Raw genomic sequence first — 16,796 nt, forward strand, 5'->3', positions numbered from 1 at the left:
TGCTGCGACACTTACCTAGAAATTGCCGGAACCTCACCCGGGAGAGGGATCCGGCCCGGTGGAAACAGGGAAAAGCTACCGCTTAGTAGTTTCTTGTTGTATCGTTCATCCATGCCAGAAGCAGCTTCCGCACCCTCCCCCGCTCTCGGCTTCGCCGGGGCGGGCGGATCCCCGTCGCGGGCCGTGATCGGCGACAGCGAGTTCGACCGCGACACCGCGGTCGCCCGGCGCGAACCCGGCGTCTACGACATCGACCTGTCCGCCGGCTGGACCATCATCAGCGCCGTCAACGGCGGCTATCTGCTGGCCGTGCTCGGGCGGGCCCTCGCGGACAGCCTTCCGCACCCGGACCCCTTCACCGTCTCCGCGCACTACCTGACCGCCTCCCGGCCCGGCCCGGCGGTCGTCCGCACGCAGACGGTCCGCACCGGCCGCACCCTCTCCACCGGCCAGGCCTCGCTCTTCCAGTACGACGACGCGGGCAACGAGGTCGAGCGCATCCGCGTCCTCGCCTCGTACGGCGACCTCTCCGCCCTCCCCGACGACGTCCGCACGACGGCGACGCCGCCCGCGATCCCGCCGCTGGAGCAGTGCTTCGGCCCCGAGGACGGCCCGGCTCCGGTCGAGGGCAGCTCGGCGATCGCCGACCGCCTGATGCTCAAGCTGGACCCGGCGACCCTCGGCTGGGCCCTCGGCGCGCCCTCCGGCAAGGGCGAGATGCGCGCCTGGTTCGGGCTGGCCGACGGCCGTGACGCCGACCCCCTCTCCCTCCTGCTGGCCGTGGACGCCCTCCCGCCCACCGCCTTCGAGCTCGGTCTCAAGGGCTGGGTGCCCACGGTGGAACTCACCGTCCACGTCCGCCGCCGCCCGGCCCCCGGCCCGCTGCGGGTGTCCATCACCACCCGCAACCTGGCCGGCGGCTTCCTGGAGGAGGACGCCGAGGTCTGGGACCGCGAGGACCACCTGGTCGCCCAGTCCCGCCAGCTCGCCCGCGTCAGGCTCGGCTGAGCGAGGGCTCGCGGCGGGCAGGGGCCCGGCCGCGTGGCACGCCCCGGTGTCCCGTCGGGGCGTCGGCTCGGCCGGGTGGCGCGGGCGGGCGCCGCGCGGCGCGGAGGGTGTCGTGCGTCCCCGTGTCCTGCCGGGGTCAGGAACGGCTGAGCGGGGAGCGGCCCAGCCAGGCCGCCAGTTCCGTGTAGACGTCGGCGCCTTCGGGTGCCGCGCGGGGGGCGTCGAAGGGGGTCTCCTCGTCGCGCGGGCGGGAGTCGGGCAACACCCGGCGCGCGGTGGCGAGGGCGAATTCGGCGAGTTCCGGATCGAGTTCGAGCGGGTGACCGAGGGCCTCGGCGAGGTCCCAGGTGTGGGTGACGATCTCCATGACATAGCCGGAGAGCGCCCCGTGCCCCGGCACCTCCCCCCACGGAACCCGTACCTGGGCCGTCATCCGCTCGTCGCTCTCCCAGGCCTTCAGGGCGCGGGCGCGCACGTCGTCGTAGGCCTGCGCCCACTCCTCGTCGGCGACGCCGTCGGCCACGGGCCGCACCGCGAGTCCGTCACCGCCCTCGCCGACCACGGCGATCCGCCGGGTGCCGCCGACGATGTGGCTCAGCAGGTCCCGTACGCCGAACTCGGAACAGGGGGTCGGGGCGGTGAGATGTCCGGGGCGCACGGTCTTGATCAGCGCCGCCGCCTGCTCGGTGGCGCGGGTGTAGACGGGGCGCGGGTCGGTGAAGCCGGTGGTGGTCATGGGGATGCCTCTCCGTTGGTCGGTGGGAAGAGGATCGCGGGATAACCTGACAACGCCCGTCAACATTTGCGGGGAGTTCGCCGACGGCGGGATCCTGGGCGGGTGAAGTCCGACCGGCTGCTGTCCATCCTGCTGCTCCTGCAGACCCGGGGCCGCGTGCCCGCGCACGAACTCGCCGACCGGCTTGAGGTGTCGGTCCGTACCATCTACCGGGACGTCGAGGCGCTGTCGGCCTCCGGCGTCCCCGTGTACGCCGAGCGCGGCCGGCACGGCGGCATCGAACTCCTCGCCGGCTTCCGCACCGACGTCACCGGGCTGACCGCCGACGAGTCCCGCGCCCTGTTCATCCTGGCCGCCCAGGGCGCCCACGCCGCGCTCGGTCTGGACGCGGCCCTCGGCTCCGCCCTGCGCAAGGTGATGGCCGCGCTGCCGGCGCCGCACCGGCCCGCCGCGGAGGTGACCAGCCGGCGCATCCTGGTCGACGCCACCCGCTGGAAGAGCGGCCCGCAGCAGGCCGTCGACCTGGAGGTGCTCCAGGACGCGGTCTTCTCCGACCGGCGCCTGAAGCTGCGCTACCGGCACAGCGGGGAGCGGGAGCCGCGGACGTACACCGTGGACCCGTACGGCCTGGTCGCCAAGGCCGGGGTCTGGTACCTGGTCGCCGACCGGCGCGGCGCGCCCCGGCTGTTCCGGGCCGACCGGATCCGCTCGGCCCGGCCGCTGGAGGAGCCCGTACGGCGTCGCCCGGGGGTCGAACTCGCCGCCGTCTGGGAGGTGTTGCGGCGCCAGGTGGAGGAGCGGCAGGGCGGGATCGAGGTCACCGTGCGGGTGCGGCGCGAGCGGCTGGACATGTTCCGGCGGGTGTTCGCCGCCGAGCTGACGGCCGTGCCGGACGACGACGGCGAAGGCGACTGGGTCACCGCCCGGCTGACCTACCCGGCGCTGCGCGCGGTCCGCCAGCTCCTCTCCCTCTCCGACCAGGTGGAGCTGCTGGGTCCGCCCGAGGCACGGGCGGAGCTGCTGGCGGCGGCCCGCTCCGTCACGGCCCTCTATCAGGAGGCGGGTCCGGCCGGAGACCGAAGCGGCAGGTGACGGACGGCACTTGAGGTGTCGGCGTGCCCGTCCCGCCCCCGCCGTCGCCCGGCGCTGTCCCCGCTGCTGCCCAGCGCATGCGGTTCGGGCGACTCGTCGGCGTCCTCGGGCGGCAGCGGCCCGGGCGGCGGCAGGGCCGCCAGGCGCCGTCCGGCGTGCCACGGGCGGCACCGGCCGCCACCCCAGCGGTGCCCCGTGGGGGGCGCCGGCGGACGCGCCGCCGGGAGTCTGCGCCGTGCAGCCGACCGGCACCCCCACCGGTACGCCCCCGGGCATGCAGAGTGGCGCGCCCGCTGGCGGCCCGGGTGGCCAGGGCGGTTCCGGCGGCGGTACGGCCGCCGGCTGCGGTGGTCCGGGCGAGGGGCAGGCAGGGGAACACCCGGCGGGGCTGAGCGGGGCGGCGGTTCGGCGGGCGCGGGCGCACGACGGCCGTGCGACGGCAGGGGTGGCATGCCGCTGGGCGGCGCAGCCCCTGACGTGTGTCCGGGGATTCAGTCCAGCCAGTGCGCGCGGCCGATGGTGATGAGCCGCAGCTGCCGGGTGGCCAGCTGGGTGACGCGCTCCCGCTCCTCCTCGGAGGCCTCCAGGGCCTCCAGGAACAGGGATGCGGTGACCAGCATCTGGTCGACGTAGAGATGCGCGAGCATCAGCAGGTCGTCGTCGTTCCAGCCCGCGGCCCCGGGGTCCTTGGCCAGCTCGGCCTTCACCTCCTCGGCGAACCGCACCAGTTGGGCCCGGATGGCCTCCCGCACCGGCTGCACCCCGCCGTGTCGTTCCCGGGCGATGAAACGCACGTGCGCGGGGAACGCGTCCACATGGCGGGCGATCAGCTCGACGGCGCGCGTGATGCGCTCCTCGCTGTCGCCCGCCGTGGACACCGTGGTCCGCACCATCGGATGCAGGCTGCCCAGCGCCTCGTCGACCAGCGCCACACCGAGGTCGGCGGTCGAGCGGAAGTGCCGGTAGAAGGCGGTCGGGGCGACACCGACGGCCCGGGTGACCTCACGCAGGCCCAGGCTGCTGAGACTCTGCTCCTCCAGCAGGGCGAGCGCCGCGTCGAGGAACGCCTGGCGGGTCTTCTGCTTCTGGGCCTGCCGGATGCCGAGGGTGTGACTCATGTCATCCAGTTAACAACTGTTCTCCGGAATTGAAAAGCCGTGGAGCGCGCTAGAGTAGAAGTCAGTGAACAACTGTAACTACAACTGTTCACCGAAACTTCACACCGGTCCGACACGAGGTACCCCGGAGGGGGGATCTGATCTCATGCTGTTCCTCGTCGCCGCACTCATGCTGCTCGGTGTCGTGCTGGGCACCGTGGCCCACGCACCGCTGACCGTCACCGCCGTCGCCGCCGCCGTCATCGCCGTCTGGCTCGGCATCTTCGCGATCCGCGAGCGCCACGGCCGCCGGCGCCGTACGCCGGCCAACTGACCGTCCGCCACCACTTCCAGGAGCTGAGCACCATGCAACTCACCGCACCGGTCACGAACGGCCAGGGCACCCGCCCGGCCGCGCGGGACGCCGACGGCATGGCCGTGGCGTCCTTCATCCTCGGCCTGCTCGGCCTGCTCGTCCTCAACCTCTTCCTCGGCCCGATCGCCATCGTCCTGGCGGCCGTCTCCCTCTGGCGCGGCACCGCCCGCCGCGGCCGGGCCCTGCTGGGCCTGACCCTGGGCGTGGCCGACCTGGCCGTCCTGGTGATCGCCATGCAGGTCTCCCACACGCTGTCGTGGAGCCTGTGACCCGGGGCGGCGCATCCTGACGGCGCCGGCCCCGAGGACGACGGGGCACCCCGGCGCAGGCCGAGCGCCACACCACCGGGTCCAGGTGCAGCGCGGGCAAGGCGCACGCCGAGTCCGGCCGCCCCGCACGGCCGAAGCCGACCGCGCGGACCCGGCGCCGTAGAATCGGCGTCACCATGGCTTACCTCGACCACGCCGCGACAACCCCGATGCTCCCGGAGGCGGCAGAGGCATTCGCCGCCCGGTTGAGCATCACGGGCAACGCCTCCTCCCTCCACGCATCCGGCCGGCAGGCACGCCGCACGGTCGAGGAATCCCGCGAAACCCTCGCGGAAGCGCTCGGCGCCCGCCCCAGCGAGGTGGTGTTCACCTCCGGTGGCACCGAGGCCGACAACCTCGCCGTCAAGGGCCTGTACTGGTCACGCCGCGACGGCGACCCGAGGCGCACCCGCGTCCTGGCCAGCCCCGTCGAGCACCATGCCGTCCTCGACGCCGTCCACTGGCTCGGCGAACGCGAGGGCGCGACGGTCGAGTACCTCCCCGTCGACTCCTACGGCCGCGTCCACCCCGACGCCCTGCGCGAGGCCATCGCCCGCAACCCCGACGACGTCGCCCTGGTCACGGTGATGTGGGCGAACAACGAGATCGGCACGATCCTTCCGGTCGGCGAACTGGCCGCGGTGGCCGCCGAGTTCGGCATCCCGATGCACGCCGACGCGGTGCAGGCCTTCGGGCAGGTCCCGGTCGGCTTCGCCGCCTCCGGCCTCGCCGCGATGACCGTCTCCGCCCACAAGATCGGCGGCCCGTACGGCATCGGCGCGCTGCTGCTCGGCCGTGACCAGACCCCCGTGCCCGTCCTGCACGGCGGCGGCCAGGAGCGGCACGTCCGCTCCGGCACCCTCGACGTCCCCGCCGTCGCCTCCTTCGCTGTCGCCGGCCGGCTCGCCACCGAGCGGCGCGAGGAGTTCGCCCGGGAGATCGGCGCCCTGCGCGACCAGTTGATCGCGGCCGTCCGCAGTGCCGTGCCGGACGCGATCCTCGGCGGAGATCCGGCACCCGAGGGCCGGCTGCCGGCCAACGCGCACTTCACCTTCCCCGGCTGCGAGGGCGACTCCCTGCTGCTCCTGCTGGACGCCCAGGGCATCGAGTGCTCGACCGGCTCGGCCTGCACCGCGGGCGTCGCCCAGCCCAGCCATGTGCTGCTCGCCACCGGCACCGACCCGGACCTGGCCCGTGGCACCCTGCGCTTCTCCCTCGGCCACACCTCCACGGAGGCGGACGTCGAGGCGGTCGCCGAGGCGATCGGCCCGGCGGTGGAGCGCGCCCGGGCCGCGGGACTGAGCTGAGACACGAAGCGACCTACGAGGCGGGTTCCCTTCGCCGGCATGGTCCGGATCAGGTGCTGGGGGTCGCCTTCCGGTCTGACTGCTACCTTCCGGCCTCTCAGCCCGAGCGTCGATGTCGGCATCAGCGGAGAAGGTGTACCTCTCTTCCAAGAGAACAGGTATCTCTCGCTGAAGTCGGCTACTCCGCTTGGACTCCCTCACTCGTCCCGTAGGTCTTGATGCCAGGATAAGTCCACCGCAACCGGGTCAAAAGGGGCTGGCCCTTGATTTTTTTGCAGATACCTTTCCCAGCCCCGGTGAAGGCGTCCGCGCACAGCCCCGCACATCCGGCGGACCCGCCTCCCAGGGCCCCGTACCCTGGAAGGGCTATGACTGAGACCCCGCAGCGCCCCCTCCGCGTCCTCGCCGCCATGTCCGGTGGAGTCGACTCCGCCGTCGCCGCCGCGCGTGCCGCGGAAGCCGGCCACGACGTCACCGGCGTCCACCTCGCGCTCTCCGCGAACCCGCAGTCCTTCCGCACCGGCGCGCGGGGCTGTTGCACCATCGAGGACTCGCGTGACGCCCGCCGCGCGGCCGACGTCATCGGCATCCCGTTCTACGTCTGGGACCTCGCCGACCGTTTCCGCGAGGACGTGGTCGAGGACTTCATCGCCGAGTACGAGGCCGGCCGCACGCCCAACCCGTGCCTGCGCTGCAACGAGAAGATCAAGTTCGCCGCGCTGCTCGACAAGGCGCTGGCCCTCGGCTTCGACGCGGTCTGCACCGGTCACTATGCGAAGATCGTCACGCTCCCCGACGGCTCGCGCGAACTGCACCGCGCCTCCGACATGGCGAAGGACCAGTCGTACGTCCTCGGCGTGCTGGACGAGAGGCAGCTCGCGCACGCGATGTTCCCGCTCGGCGACACGATCACCACCAAGGAGGAGATCCGCGCCGAGGCCGAGCGCCGGGGCCTCGCGGTCGCCAAGAAGCCCGACTCGCACGACATCTGCTTCATCGCCGACGGCGACACCCAGGGCTTCCTGGCCGAGCGGCTGGGCCGGGCCGAGGGCGACATCGTCGACGAGTCCGGCACCAGGCTGGGCACGCACGAGGGCGCGTACGGCTTCACCATCGGCCAGCGCAAGGGCCTGCGCATCGGTACCCCGGCCCCGGACGGCAAGCCCCGCTACGTCCTCGACATCTCCCCGGTCGACAACACCGTCACCGTCGGCCCCGCCGCCGCCCTGGACGTCACCGCGCTGACCGCGATCAAGCCCCGCTGGTGCGGCACCGCACCCACCGGCCCCGGCACCTACACCGCCCAGCTGCGCGCCCACGGCGGCGAGACCGAGGTCACCGCCGAGCCGGTCGCCGGCGAGCTGCGCGTCGCCTTCACCGAACCGGTCCGCGGCGTCGCCCCCGGCCAGGCGGTCGTCCTGTACGACGGCACGCGCGTGGTCGGCTCGGCGACCATCGCGTCGACCACGCGGGCGACGGCCGCGGCGTAGTTACGGCACACCGACGCTAGGACACGAAGAACTCCGCCAGCACCGGCCCCAGCACGTCCGGCTCCACCATGTGGGTCTGCCCCTCCAGCACCCGGTACGTGCCCCGGGGCACCGTCTTTGCGACCGCACGGGACGCCTCGCGCATCCACTCCGGGCTCGCCCCGCCCGCGACCGACAGCACCGGTACCGAGACGGAGGCCAGCCGCTCCCGGGGAAGCAGCCCGTCGCCCATGACCGCGTCGTCGTGGGCGAGGCTGGGTGCGACCGCCTCCATGCCGGCCCACATCGGCGACTGGCGGGCGCCCCGGATCACCTCCTCGCCGAGGCCGGTCAGCCGCAGGAACAGCTCCACCGCATCGCCGCGCCGGCCCTCCGCCAGCGCCCTGTTCAGGTTCTCCTTGTACACGGCCTCCCGCTCGGCGCCGCCCTCCAGGGCGTCGGCGTACGGCACCTCGTACACGGCGGCCCGGCGGATCGGCAGCCCGCTCGCCGCTGCCAGCAGCACCAGCGCGCCGCCCGAGGAGACTCCGAACAGCGCCGCCTCGCCGCCCACGGCGTCCATCAGCGCAGCCAGGTCCTCGACCTCGCGCTCCACCGCGTACGGCTTCGTGTCGGCGCTCTCGCCGCGGCCCCTGCGGTCGTAGACGACGGCCGTGCAGCGGTCCGCGATCCGCTGGGCCAGCGGCGCCAGGGTGCCGCCGGTGGACATCGCGCCGCTCACCAGGATCACCGTCGGCCCCTGACCGGTCACCTGGTACGCGAGGGGGGTTCCGTCCCGCGAAGTCGTCTTCTTGTCCATGTCGGTGCAGACTGCCGTACCGGCACGGACTCATCGCTCACGACACGTCGACGTCGTAGAAGCAGAAGTGATCCTTGATCGCCGCCACGTCCGGCTTCGGATCCGGGTACGCCCACACCAGGTCCGGCGCACCGGGCAGCGACCAGTAGGAGGCCGTGCCCTTGAAGGGGCAGTGGGTGTGGGTGTCGGACGGTGTGAGCAGGTCCAGCCGTACGTCCTCGGCGGGGATGTAGTAGCGCACCGGACAGCCCGTCTCGCGCAGCACCAGCGGGCGGTCGGTCCGGGCGAGCACCTGGTCGCCGTGCACCACGCGCACGTGCCGCTCGCTCTTCTCGATGGTGATCGTGTGTCCTTCGGCCATACAGGGACAGCACCGGCGGGCCTCCGGTTCTTCCCGCGTACGGTGGAGGCCATGAACATCTGCGTCTTCCTGTCCGCCGCCGACCTCGACGAGCGTTACACGCGCCCCGCGCGCGAGTTCGCGGAACTGATCGGCAAGGCCGGCCACACCCTGGTGTGGGGCGGTTCCGACGTCGGTCTGATGAAGGTCGTCGCCGACGGGGTGCAGGAGGCGGGCGGCAGGCTGCTGGGCGTGTCCGTGGAGTTCCTCGCCAACAAGGCGCGGCCCGGTGCCGACGAGATGATCATCGCCGCCGACCTCGCCGAGCGCAAGAAGCTGCTGCTGGAGAAGGCCGACGCCGTGGTGATCATGGTGGGCGGCACCGGCACGCTGGACGAGGCCACCGAGATCCTGGAGCTGAAGAAGCACGGCCGCACCGAGAAGCCGGTTGTCCTGCTGAACACCGAGGGCTTCTACGACGGCCTGGAGCAGCAGTTCCGCCGCATGGAGGACGAGGGCTTCCTGCCCCGCCCGCTGTCCGAGCTGGTCTTCTTCGCCGCGGAGCCGGTCGGCGCGCTGGCCTACCTGGAGGAGTCCCTGGCCGGCCGCTGATGCGAGCATGGCGGGCATGGCTACTCATGTGATCACCGGGGCCGGGTCCGGCATCGGCGCGGCCGTCGCCCGCCGTCTGCACGCGCGCGGGGAGGAACTCGTCCTGCACGCGCGCGACGCGGGCCGCGCGAAGGAGCTGGCGGCCGAGTTCCCCGGCGCGCGCACCCTCGTCGGTGACCTCGCCGACCCGGACAAACTGTCCTGGGCGTTCTCCCACCAGGCGCTCCCGGACCGCGTGGACTCCCTGCTGCACATCGCCGGCGTGGTCGACCTGGGCGAGGTCGGCGACCTGACCCCCAAGTCCTGGCGTCGCCAGCTCAGCGTCAATCTGATCGCCCCCGCCGAGCTGACCCGGCACTTCCTGCCCCAACTCCGCGCGGCGCGGGGCCATGTGATCTTCGTCAACTCCGGCGCCGGCCTCAGCGCCCACGCCGGCTGGTCCGCGTACGCCGCCTCCAAGCACGGCCTGAAGGCCCTCGCCGACTCGCTGCGCGAGGAGGAGCACGGGCACGGCGTCCGCGTCACCTCGGTGTACCCCGGCCGCACGGCCAGCCCCATGCAGGCGAAGGTCCACCAGCAGGAGGGCAAGGAGTACGACGCCGCGAAGTGGATCGACCCCGAGTCGGTCGCGACGACGATCCTCATGGCCCTGGATCTGCCCGGCGACGCGGAGGTCAACGACCTGACGGTGCGGCCCGGGCGGTGACCTGGGAGGGAGCGGCGGACGCCGCCACGGTCCGGGACCTCGGCGGCCGACGTCGCCACGGTCCCGGACCGGCCGGCACAGGCCTGGTGCCGGACCGGGGCCGCGCTGATACTCGGCGGCCCGGATCCGTTCGCTCCGCTCGCCCACGACGGGCTGGTCGTGGGCGAGGTCTTCCGCCCGGCGGAGCCGGCGCACCTGCGTGCGCCCACCACCACCGGCGAGTTCACCGGCGACATCGCCGATGCCCGGGCGGCGCCACGGTTCGCCCTGCCGGGCCTTTCCGGACGCGCACCGCACTCGGGCCCGCCGGCGGCCACGGCATACCCTGCCGGAGTGAGTGAGAGCACCCAGTTGAGGTTCCCCCCGGCCACCGGAGTGGGGTCCATGCCCGGCGGCGATGCCCGGGAAGCGGCCAGGACAGTGACCGGCAGCTTCGAGGACTTCCCCTTCCTGCCCGAGCTGCCCGCGCGCGGACCCGGCGCCGACATGATCGGCCGCACCGCGGGGATGCTCGTCGAGCTGTACGCGCGCGTCGAACCCAGCGGCTGGCGGCTCGGCGACCGGCCGGGCCGGGACACCCGGCGGGCCCTGTCCTGGCTGGGGGAGGACCTGGACGCCCTGGAGGAGTTCACCCAGGGATACGAGGGCGACCTCAAGGTGCAGGCCGTCGGCCCGTGGACGCTGGCCGCCGCCCTGGAGCTGAAGAACGGCGAGGCCGCCCTCTCCGACCCCGGCGCCTGCCGTGACCTCGCCGCCTCGCTCGCGGAAGGCCTTCGGCTGCACCTGGCCGAGGTGCGGCGCCGGGTCCCGGGCGCACGGATCGTGCTGCAGCTCGACGAGCCCTCCCTCACCGCCGTGCTGCGCGGGCAGGTCCGCACCGCCAGCGGCTACCGCACGCACCGGGCCGTCGACCGGCAGGTCGTGGAGGCCACCCTGCGCGACGTGGTCGGCGCCCACGGCGGCGGTCCCGTGGTCGTCCACTCCTGTGCCCCCGACGTGCCGTTCGCACTGCTGCGGCGGGCCGGTGCGGCCGCCGTCTCCTTCGACTTCTCGCTGCTCACCGAACGTGACGACGACGTGATCGGCGAGGCCGTCGAGGGCGGTACGCGGCTGTTCGCCGGTGTCGTGCCGGGCACGGACGGCCCGTTGTCAGACCCTGCCGGTAGCGTCATGGGTGTCAGGACGCTGTGGCGCAGGCTGGGGCTGCATCCGGGGCTGCTCACGGAGGCGGTCACGGTCACCCCGGTGTGCGGTCTGGCGGGCGCTTCCCCCGCCTACGCACGGCAGGCGCTCGCCCACTGCGTCCGGGCGGCGAGATCCCTCGCGGACAACCCAGAGTAACGGGAGGACAACACGGTGGCCGGCGACAAGCAGCAGGCGGAGACGGCAGTGCCCGCCGAGGCACGTGACAAGCACGCGCAGCTCGCTGAGCAGATCGAGGAGCACCGCTTCCGGTACTACGTGAAGGACGCTCCCGTCATCAGCGACGCGGAGTTCGACAAGCTCCTGAAGACTCTGGAGGCCCTGGAGGAGCAGTATCCGGAGCTCCGTACCCCGGACTCGCCGACCCAGAAGGTCGCGGGGTCGTACGCGACGGACTTCACCGCGGTCGAGCACCGCCAGCGGATGCTCTCCCTCGACAACACCTTCAACGACGAGGAGCTGGCCGCCTGGGCCGAGCGCATCGCGCGCGAACTCGGCGGCCAGGACTACCACTTCCTGTGCGAGCTGAAGGTGGACGGCCTCGCGGTCAACCTCACCTACGAGAAGGGCCGCCTCACGCGCGCGGCGACGCGTGGCGACGGCCGCACCGGTGAGGACATCACCCCGAACGTCCGGACCATCGCGGAGATCCCGGACCGTCTCCAGGGTGAGCAGGTCCCCGACCTCGTGGAGATCCGCGGCGAGGTCTACTTCCCGATGGAGAAGTTCCTCGAGCTGAACGAACGCCTGGTGGCCGCCGGTGACAAGCCGTTCGCCAACCCCCGTAACGCCGCCGCCGGTTCGCTGCGCCAGAAGGACCCGCGGGTCACCGCCACCCGCCCGCTGCACATGGTCGTCCACGGCATCGGCGCTCTCGAGGGCTTCACCGGCATGACGCGCCTCTCCCAGGCCTACGACCTGCTGAAGACCTGGGGCCTGCCCACCTCCCCGCACAACCGCGTGGTCGACGACCTCGACGGCGTACGCGCGTTCATCGCCCACTACGGCGAGAACCGCCACTCCGTGGAGCACGAGATCGACGGTGTCGTCGTCAAGCTGGACGAGATCCGCCTCCAGGGACGACTCGGCTCCACCGCCCGGGCCCCGCGCTGGGCGATCGCCTACAAGTACGCGCCGGAAGAGGTCAACACCAAGCTCGTCGACATCAAGGTGGGCGTCGGCCGCACCGGCCGCGTCACGCCGTACGCCCAGGTCGAGCCGGTCACGGTCGCGGGCAGCGAGGTGGAGTTCGCCACCCTGCACAACCAGGAGGTCGTCAAGGCCAAGGGCGTCCTCATCGGGGACACGGTGGTCCTGCGCAAGGCCGGTGACGTCATCCCGGAGATCCTCGGCCCGGTGGTCGACCTGCGGGACGGCAGCGAGCGGGAGTTCGTGATGCCGAGCGAGTGCCCCGAGTGCGGCACCCCGCTGCGGCCCATGAAGGAGGGCGACATCGACCTCCGCTGCCCCAACGCCCGTACCTGCCCGGCCCAGTTGCGCGAACGCGTCTCCTACCTCGCCGGGCGGGAGTGCCTGGACATCGAGCACTTCGGCCAGGTGGCCGCCGCCGCGCTCACCCGCCCGCTGGAGCCGGCCGACCCGCCGCTGGTGGACGAGGGCGACCTGTTCGACCTGACGGTGGACAAGCTGCTGCCCATCAAGGCCTATGTCCTCGACCCCGACAGCGGTCTGCCGAAGCGGGACCCGAAGACGGGCGAGGAGAAGGTCGTCACGGTCTTCGCCAACCAGAAGGGCGAGCCCAAGAAGAACACGCTCGCACTGCTGGAGAACATCGAGGCGGCCAAGCGGCGCCCGCTGGCCCGGTTCCTGAACGGCCTGTCCATCCGGCACGTCGGCCCGGTCGCCGCGCAGGCCCTCGCCCGGGAGTTCCGCTCCGTCGACCGCATCGAACAGGCCACCGAGGAGGAGCTGGCGACCACCGACGGCGTCGGCCCGATCATCGCCGCCGCGCTCAAGGAGTGGTTCGCCGAGGAATGGCACCGCGAGATCGTGCGCAAGTGGAAGGCCGCCGGGGTCCCGCTGGAGGACGCCTCGACCGGCGAGGAGGAGGGCCCCCGCCCGCTGGAGGGGCTCACGGTCGTCGTCACCGGCACCCTGGAGAACTTCACCAGGGACGGCGCCAAGGAGGCACTGCAGAGCCGGGGCGCGAAGGTGACCGGATCTGTTTCGAAGAAGACCGCTTTCGTCGTTGTGGGTGACAACCCGGGGTCGAAGTACGACAAGGCCATGCAACTGAAGGTTCCGGTGCTGAACGAGGACGGTTTCGGCGTCCTCTTGGAGCAGGGGCCCGAAGCCGCGGCCGAAGTCGCGCTTTCGACCGGGGAGTAGCGGTTGAAGGCCACCCGTTCGGCGCATATCAGTTGCATACGGGTGGCCAGGGCGCATTCGGGCAACCGTCGACGACCGGTGCCCGTGGAAGCCTTCCGCGGCCTACTGTTGAGATGTGCACCTGCCGTGCCCGGCTGCGGTTGGGGCATTTCCGCGTGCTCCCGGCGTGCGGGGAAGGTTTCTTCAACGCGGAGCTGCTGATGGCTGTCGGACATCGGGCCGCGTGGCGTGGGCACCGCCGGCTGTGAGAGGGACGGGAATGGAACCGACCGAGAGCGTCGCCCCGGACTCACGGCTGCGCCTGCGCCGGCGGGCGTGCACCTGGCGGGCGACCCGGTGGACGGGGCGGGACCACGGGCGCAGGGACGGTCGGGCCCGCGCGGCCGGACCCGGCGCCGCCGCCCACCCGCCGATACCCGTGGCCATCGAGCCCGCCCCCGGCCTCACCGGCGCCGGCCCCGAACGGCACCTGTCCTGGCCCACTCTGCCCGCGGCCGTCGTGGCCGCCGCCGCTCTCGTCCTGGGCGCCGGCTTCTACCGCGCCTTCGTCGGCCGTCACGCCCTCTTCCCGGGCGGCACCGTGGGCTGGTCGCTGGCCCTGCTCACCGGTGTGGTCGTGGGCCACCTCGTCATGCTGGGCCGGGCCCGCTGGTGGGGCGGCACCGGCTCCGGCGCCGCCCTCACCCTCGCCGTGCTGCTGCTGTACGGCTGGGTGCCGGCCGGCATGGTCAGCCTCACCGTGGTCGTCCTGGTCGGCATCGCCCGGAGCCACCGCTGGCGGCAGGGCGTGCTGCAGGGAGCGGCGGACCTCCTCGGCATCGGTGCCGGCGCGCTGCTGCTCGGCGCGTTCGGCCGTGTCCCGAGCGTCGAGACGCCCTGGCGGCCGGACAGCTGGAGCATCGCCACCGCGCCCGAGGTCGTCCTCGCCGCCGTCGCCTACCTCGCGGTCAGCCGCGGCCTGCTGCGGTACCTGCACGCCCCGCGCGGCGGCGGACTGCCCACCGTGGCCCGCACCGCCCTGGTGAGACAGGGCCTGGTCGCCGTCGCCCTGCTCGGCATCGCCCCCCTGCTGTGCGTCGTCGCCGACGCCCAGCCGGTCCTGCTCCCGCTGTTCGCCATCCCCCTGATCGCCCTGGACTCCACCCTGTGGATGGCACGCGCGCGTGCCGAGGAGCAGCTGCGCGACCCGCTGACCGGCCTGCCCAACCGGCAGTGGCTGCTGGAGCGGATCTGGACGGCCCTCGACGACGCCGAACGCATCGGTGCCCGCTCCGCCCTCATGCTGATCGACCTCGACCGGTTCCGTTCGGTGAACGACACCCTCGGTCATCTCGCCGGTGACCGGCTGCTGCTCCAGATAGCCGACCGGCTGCGGCTCGCCCTGCCGCGGGGAGCGGAGGCCGCGCGGCTCGGCGGCGACGAGTTCGCCGTGTTACTGCCCGTCGCCGACTCCACGACGTCGGCGACCCGCGTCGCGCGCGGCCTGGTGGCCGCGCTCAGCTCCCCGCTGGACCTCGACGGACTCACCCTCGTCCTGGAGGCCAGCGCCGGCGTCGCCGTCTTCCCCGACCACGCGCTGGAAGCCGAAGGGCTGCTGCGCCGGGCCGACGTGGCGATGTACCAGGCGAAGAGGGACCGTACAGGCGTCGAGGTGTACGAGTCCAAGCGCGACTCCAACACCCCGGACCGGCTCGGTCTGCTGGGCGATCTGCGCCGGGCGCTGGACGCCCACGAGGTGCAGCTGCACTACCAGCCCAAGGTCCGCTTCGACGGCCAGGTCGCGGGTCTGGAGGCACTGGTCCGCTGGGTCCATCCCGAGCGCGGGAAGGTTCCGCCGGACGAGTTCATAGCGATCGCCGAGTCCTCCGGGCTGATGCCCCATCTGACGGAGTACGTCCTGGAGACCGCCCTCGGGCAGGTCGCCAAGTGGCGCGCGCAGGGGCTGCGGGTCCCGGTCGCCGTCAACGTCTCCCCGCGCGATGTGCACACCCCCGGGTTCGCGGGCTCGGTCGCCGCGCGGCTGGCCCGGCACGGGGTCCCCCCGGGTGCCCTGCAGCTGGAGATCACCGAGCATGTGCTCCTGGAGGACCCGCAGCGGGCCGCGGACACCCTCGCGGGCCTGACCGGGCACGGCGTGAAGATGTCGCTGGACGACTTCGGCACCGGATATTCGTCGCTGGTGCATCTGCGGCGGCTGCCGGTGAGCGAGCTGAAGATCGACCGGTCGTTCGTGGCGAGGCTGGCGGTCGACGCGGAGGACGCGGAGATCGTGCGCTGCACCGTGGATCTGGCGCACTCCCTGGGGTTGCTCGTCGTCGCCGAGGGCGTCGAGGACGACGAGACGTGGGAGCGGCTGCGGGACCTGGGATGTGACGCCGTGCAGGGGTGGCTGGTCGCTGCGGCGATGCCGCCCGAGGAGACGACGGCGTGGTTGCGGGCGCGGGGGTCGCGTGGCTGGCAAAGGCCACGGGCCGCGTTGCCCGCCGCCGAATAGGCTTTCCGCGATCACCGAAGTCCTCGTTCGGACGGGTGAACATCGCGTCGTGGAGGGCGGGCCGACGCCGCGCGTACGCCCGTGCCACCGCCGCCAGGAATTCTAGCGGTGCTAGCGCGGACACCCTGACAGTACTGCGCCACGGCGGTGCGAAGGCGGTCGCGTTCGGGATCCACTGCGCCACCGCGATCGTTGTACTGATCAGCGCCGGACTGCTCTTCGCGGTCTGACCGAATCGCACAGGGAGAAAGCGGCCATGTCGTTGTTCGTACCGAAGTTCGACGAGTCCGTGATCGTCCGCGCGGCAGAGGCGGAGGTCGTCGGGGGCGCGCCGCTCACCGTCCGCCTGCTGGCCGACAGCAGCGCGACCGGCGGCGCCCTGTCCACCCAGCGCGTCACCCTCAGAAGCGGAGCCGACGGAGCCGAGCCGCACTGGCACGACAACTCCGCGGAGATGTTCTTCCTGCTCGACGGCGCCGCCGACATCCTCTCCGGTGACGAGGTCGTCACCGCCGGCCCGGGCGACCTGGTCGTCGTCCCGCCCGGCAAGCCGCACGCCTTCGCGGCCGTGCCGGGAGCCGACGCCGATCTGCTCATCGTGATCACACCCGGCGTAGAGCGCTTCGAATACTTCCGGCACCTGCAGCGCATCCGCCTCGGCGAGGCCACCCGGGACAGCATCCTGGAGGCCCAGGATCTGTACGACAACCACTTCCTGAGGAGCGAGGCCTGGGACGCCCGGCGCTGAACCGGCGGGGCTCGCGCCAAACCGTTTCACGGCGACCCGGCCCCGCCCCATAGGATTGGGGCTAGTCGTCCCGTTCCCGCCGCCCTACGGGCGGACGACGGGAACAGGACGACCAGCCCCCGCCCAAACCA

At 72.7% G+C, this 16,796-nt stretch carries 16 protein-coding genes; 12 read left to right on the forward strand and 4 right to left on the reverse strand.

Going from position 1 to position 16,796, the window contains the following annotated elements:
- Positions 1-111: 111 nt before the first annotated feature.
- Complete coding sequence (locus ABZ919_RS11695) at positions 112-1,008, forward strand: thioesterase family protein (RefSeq protein WP_361245833.1); 897 nt, start codon at positions 112-114, stop codon at positions 1,006-1,008.
- 136 nt (positions 1,009-1,144) lie between these two features.
- Here the strand turns inward: ABZ919_RS11695 and ABZ919_RS11700 are convergent, their stop codons facing one another.
- On the reverse strand, positions 1,145-1,744 hold the full coding sequence (locus ABZ919_RS11700) for a TIGR03086 family metal-binding protein (RefSeq protein ID WP_361245836.1): 600 nt from the start codon (positions 1,742-1,744) through the stop codon (positions 1,145-1,147).
- Positions 1,745-1,846: 102 nt separating this feature from the next.
- Here ABZ919_RS11700 and ABZ919_RS11705 point away from each other — a divergent pair, with 102 nt between their 5' ends.
- Positions 1,847-2,836, forward strand: a complete 990-nt coding sequence (locus tag ABZ919_RS11705; RefSeq protein ID WP_361245839.1) for a YafY family protein — start codon at positions 1,847-1,849, stop codon at positions 2,834-2,836.
- 491 nt (positions 2,837-3,327) lie between these two features.
- On the opposite strand, the gene ABZ919_RS11710 is transcribed toward ABZ919_RS11705, so the two are convergent.
- Positions 3,328-3,954 (reverse strand): TetR family transcriptional regulator, encoded by a 627-nt coding sequence (locus ABZ919_RS11710; protein WP_361245842.1) that lies wholly within the window; start codon positions 3,952-3,954, stop codon positions 3,328-3,330.
- 145 nt (positions 3,955-4,099) lie between these two features.
- Between ABZ919_RS11710 and ABZ919_RS11715 the strand changes: the two genes are divergently transcribed.
- The 4 genes from ABZ919_RS11715 to mnmA all read left to right on the forward strand — a co-directional run bounded on the left by ABZ919_RS11715 (position 4,100) and on the right by mnmA (position 7,414).
- Positions 4,100-4,267 (forward strand): hypothetical protein, encoded by a 168-nt coding sequence (locus ABZ919_RS11715; RefSeq protein ID WP_361245845.1) that lies wholly within the window; start codon positions 4,100-4,102, stop codon positions 4,265-4,267.
- A gap of 32 nt (positions 4,268-4,299) precedes the next feature.
- Positions 4,300-4,578 carry a DUF4190 domain-containing protein gene (locus ABZ919_RS11720; RefSeq protein WP_361245848.1) on the forward strand — a complete coding sequence of 93 codons (279 nt, stop codon included), beginning with the start codon at positions 4,300-4,302 and terminating at the stop codon, positions 4,576-4,578.
- A gap of 176 nt (positions 4,579-4,754) precedes the next feature.
- Positions 4,755-5,924 (forward strand): cysteine desulfurase family protein, encoded by a 1,170-nt coding sequence (locus ABZ919_RS11725; RefSeq protein ID WP_361245850.1) that lies wholly within the window; start codon positions 4,755-4,757, stop codon positions 5,922-5,924.
- A gap of 368 nt (positions 5,925-6,292) precedes the next feature.
- On the forward strand, positions 6,293-7,414 hold the full coding sequence (gene mnmA, locus ABZ919_RS11730) for a tRNA 2-thiouridine(34) synthase MnmA (protein ID WP_361245853.1): 1,122 nt from the start codon (positions 6,293-6,295) through the stop codon (positions 7,412-7,414).
- A gap of 16 nt (positions 7,415-7,430) precedes the next feature.
- Here mnmA and ABZ919_RS11735 read toward each other — a convergent pair whose 3' ends face one another.
- A complete protein-coding gene (locus ABZ919_RS11735; RefSeq protein WP_361245856.1) occupies positions 7,431-8,213 on the reverse strand; it encodes an alpha/beta hydrolase in 783 nt (260 codons plus the stop codon).
- Positions 8,214-8,250: 37 nt separating this feature from the next.
- Positions 8,251-8,574, reverse strand: a complete 324-nt coding sequence (locus tag ABZ919_RS11740; protein WP_361245859.1) for a DUF427 domain-containing protein — start codon at positions 8,572-8,574, stop codon at positions 8,251-8,253.
- A gap of 51 nt (positions 8,575-8,625) precedes the next feature.
- Between ABZ919_RS11740 and ABZ919_RS11745 the strand changes: the two genes are divergently transcribed.
- The 6 genes from ABZ919_RS11745 to ABZ919_RS11770 all read left to right on the forward strand — a co-directional run bounded on the left by ABZ919_RS11745 (position 8,626) and on the right by ABZ919_RS11770 (position 16,665).
- Positions 8,626-9,165, forward strand: a complete 540-nt coding sequence (locus ABZ919_RS11745; protein ID WP_361245861.1) for a TIGR00730 family Rossman fold protein — start codon at positions 8,626-8,628, stop codon at positions 9,163-9,165.
- Between the two features lie 7 nt (positions 9,166-9,172).
- Positions 9,173-9,871 (forward strand): SDR family oxidoreductase, encoded by a 699-nt coding sequence (locus ABZ919_RS11750; protein ID WP_361245863.1) that lies wholly within the window; start codon positions 9,173-9,175, stop codon positions 9,869-9,871.
- Between the two features lie 333 nt (positions 9,872-10,204).
- Positions 10,205-11,212 (forward strand): methionine synthase, encoded by a 1,008-nt coding sequence (locus ABZ919_RS11755; protein WP_361245865.1) that lies wholly within the window; start codon positions 10,205-10,207, stop codon positions 11,210-11,212.
- Positions 11,213-11,227: 15 nt separating this feature from the next.
- Positions 11,228-13,423, forward strand: a complete 2,196-nt coding sequence (gene ligA / locus ABZ919_RS11760) for an NAD-dependent DNA ligase LigA (protein ID WP_361245868.1) — start codon at positions 11,228-11,230, stop codon at positions 13,421-13,423.
- Positions 13,424-13,682: 259 nt separating this feature from the next.
- The gene (locus tag ABZ919_RS11765) at positions 13,683-15,917 is read left to right on the forward strand and encodes a bifunctional diguanylate cyclase/phosphodiesterase (protein WP_361245871.1); all 2,235 of its coding nucleotides are present in this window, start codon (positions 13,683-13,685) and stop codon (positions 15,915-15,917) included.
- A gap of 256 nt (positions 15,918-16,173) precedes the next feature.
- Positions 16,174-16,665 (forward strand): cupin domain-containing protein, encoded by a 492-nt coding sequence (locus tag ABZ919_RS11770; protein ID WP_361245874.1) that lies wholly within the window; start codon positions 16,174-16,176, stop codon positions 16,663-16,665.
- Positions 16,666-16,796 lie beyond the last annotated feature (131 nt).

The organism is Streptomyces sp. NPDC046759 (assembly GCF_040645475.1).
Lineage (GTDB): Bacteria > Actinomycetota > Actinomycetes > Streptomycetales > Streptomycetaceae > Streptomyces.

Excerpts from the sequence above, each read along its gene's own strand:
- ABZ919_RS11720 (WP_361245848.1), top strand. The coding sequence starts at position 4,300 with ATGCAACTCACCGCACCGGTCACGAACGGCCAGGGCACCCGCCCGGCC.
- ABZ919_RS11745 (WP_361245861.1), top strand. The coding sequence starts at position 8,626 with ATGAACATCTGCGTCTTCCTGTCCGCCGCCGACCTCGACGAGCGTTAC.
- ABZ919_RS11710 (WP_361245842.1), bottom strand. The coding sequence starts at position 3,954 with ATGAGTCACACCCTCGGCATCCGGCAGGCCCAGAAGCAGAAGACCCGC.
- ABZ919_RS11695 (WP_361245833.1), top strand. The coding sequence starts at position 112 with ATGCCAGAAGCAGCTTCCGCACCCTCCCCCGCTCTCGGCTTCGCCGGG.
- ABZ919_RS11735 (WP_361245856.1), bottom strand. The coding sequence starts at position 8,213 with ATGGACAAGAAGACGACTTCGCGGGACGGAACCCCCCTCGCGTACCAG.
- ABZ919_RS11770 (WP_361245874.1), top strand. The coding sequence starts at position 16,174 with ATGTCGTTGTTCGTACCGAAGTTCGACGAGTCCGTGATCGTCCGCGCG.
- ABZ919_RS11715 (WP_361245845.1), top strand. The coding sequence starts at position 4,100 with ATGCTGTTCCTCGTCGCCGCACTCATGCTGCTCGGTGTCGTGCTGGGC.
- ABZ919_RS11700 (WP_361245836.1), bottom strand. The coding sequence starts at position 1,744 with ATGACCACCACCGGCTTCACCGACCCGCGCCCCGTCTACACCCGCGCC.
- ABZ919_RS11740 (WP_361245859.1), bottom strand. The coding sequence starts at position 8,574 with ATGGCCGAAGGACACACGATCACCATCGAGAAGAGCGAGCGGCACGTG.
- mnmA (WP_361245853.1), top strand. The coding sequence starts at position 6,293 with ATGACTGAGACCCCGCAGCGCCCCCTCCGCGTCCTCGCCGCCATGTCC.
- ABZ919_RS11765 (WP_361245871.1), top strand. The coding sequence starts at position 13,683 with ATGGAACCGACCGAGAGCGTCGCCCCGGACTCACGGCTGCGCCTGCGC.
- ABZ919_RS11725 (WP_361245850.1), top strand. The coding sequence starts at position 4,755 with ATGGCTTACCTCGACCACGCCGCGACAACCCCGATGCTCCCGGAGGCG.
- ABZ919_RS11750 (WP_361245863.1), top strand. The coding sequence starts at position 9,173 with ATGGCGGGCATGGCTACTCATGTGATCACCGGGGCCGGGTCCGGCATC.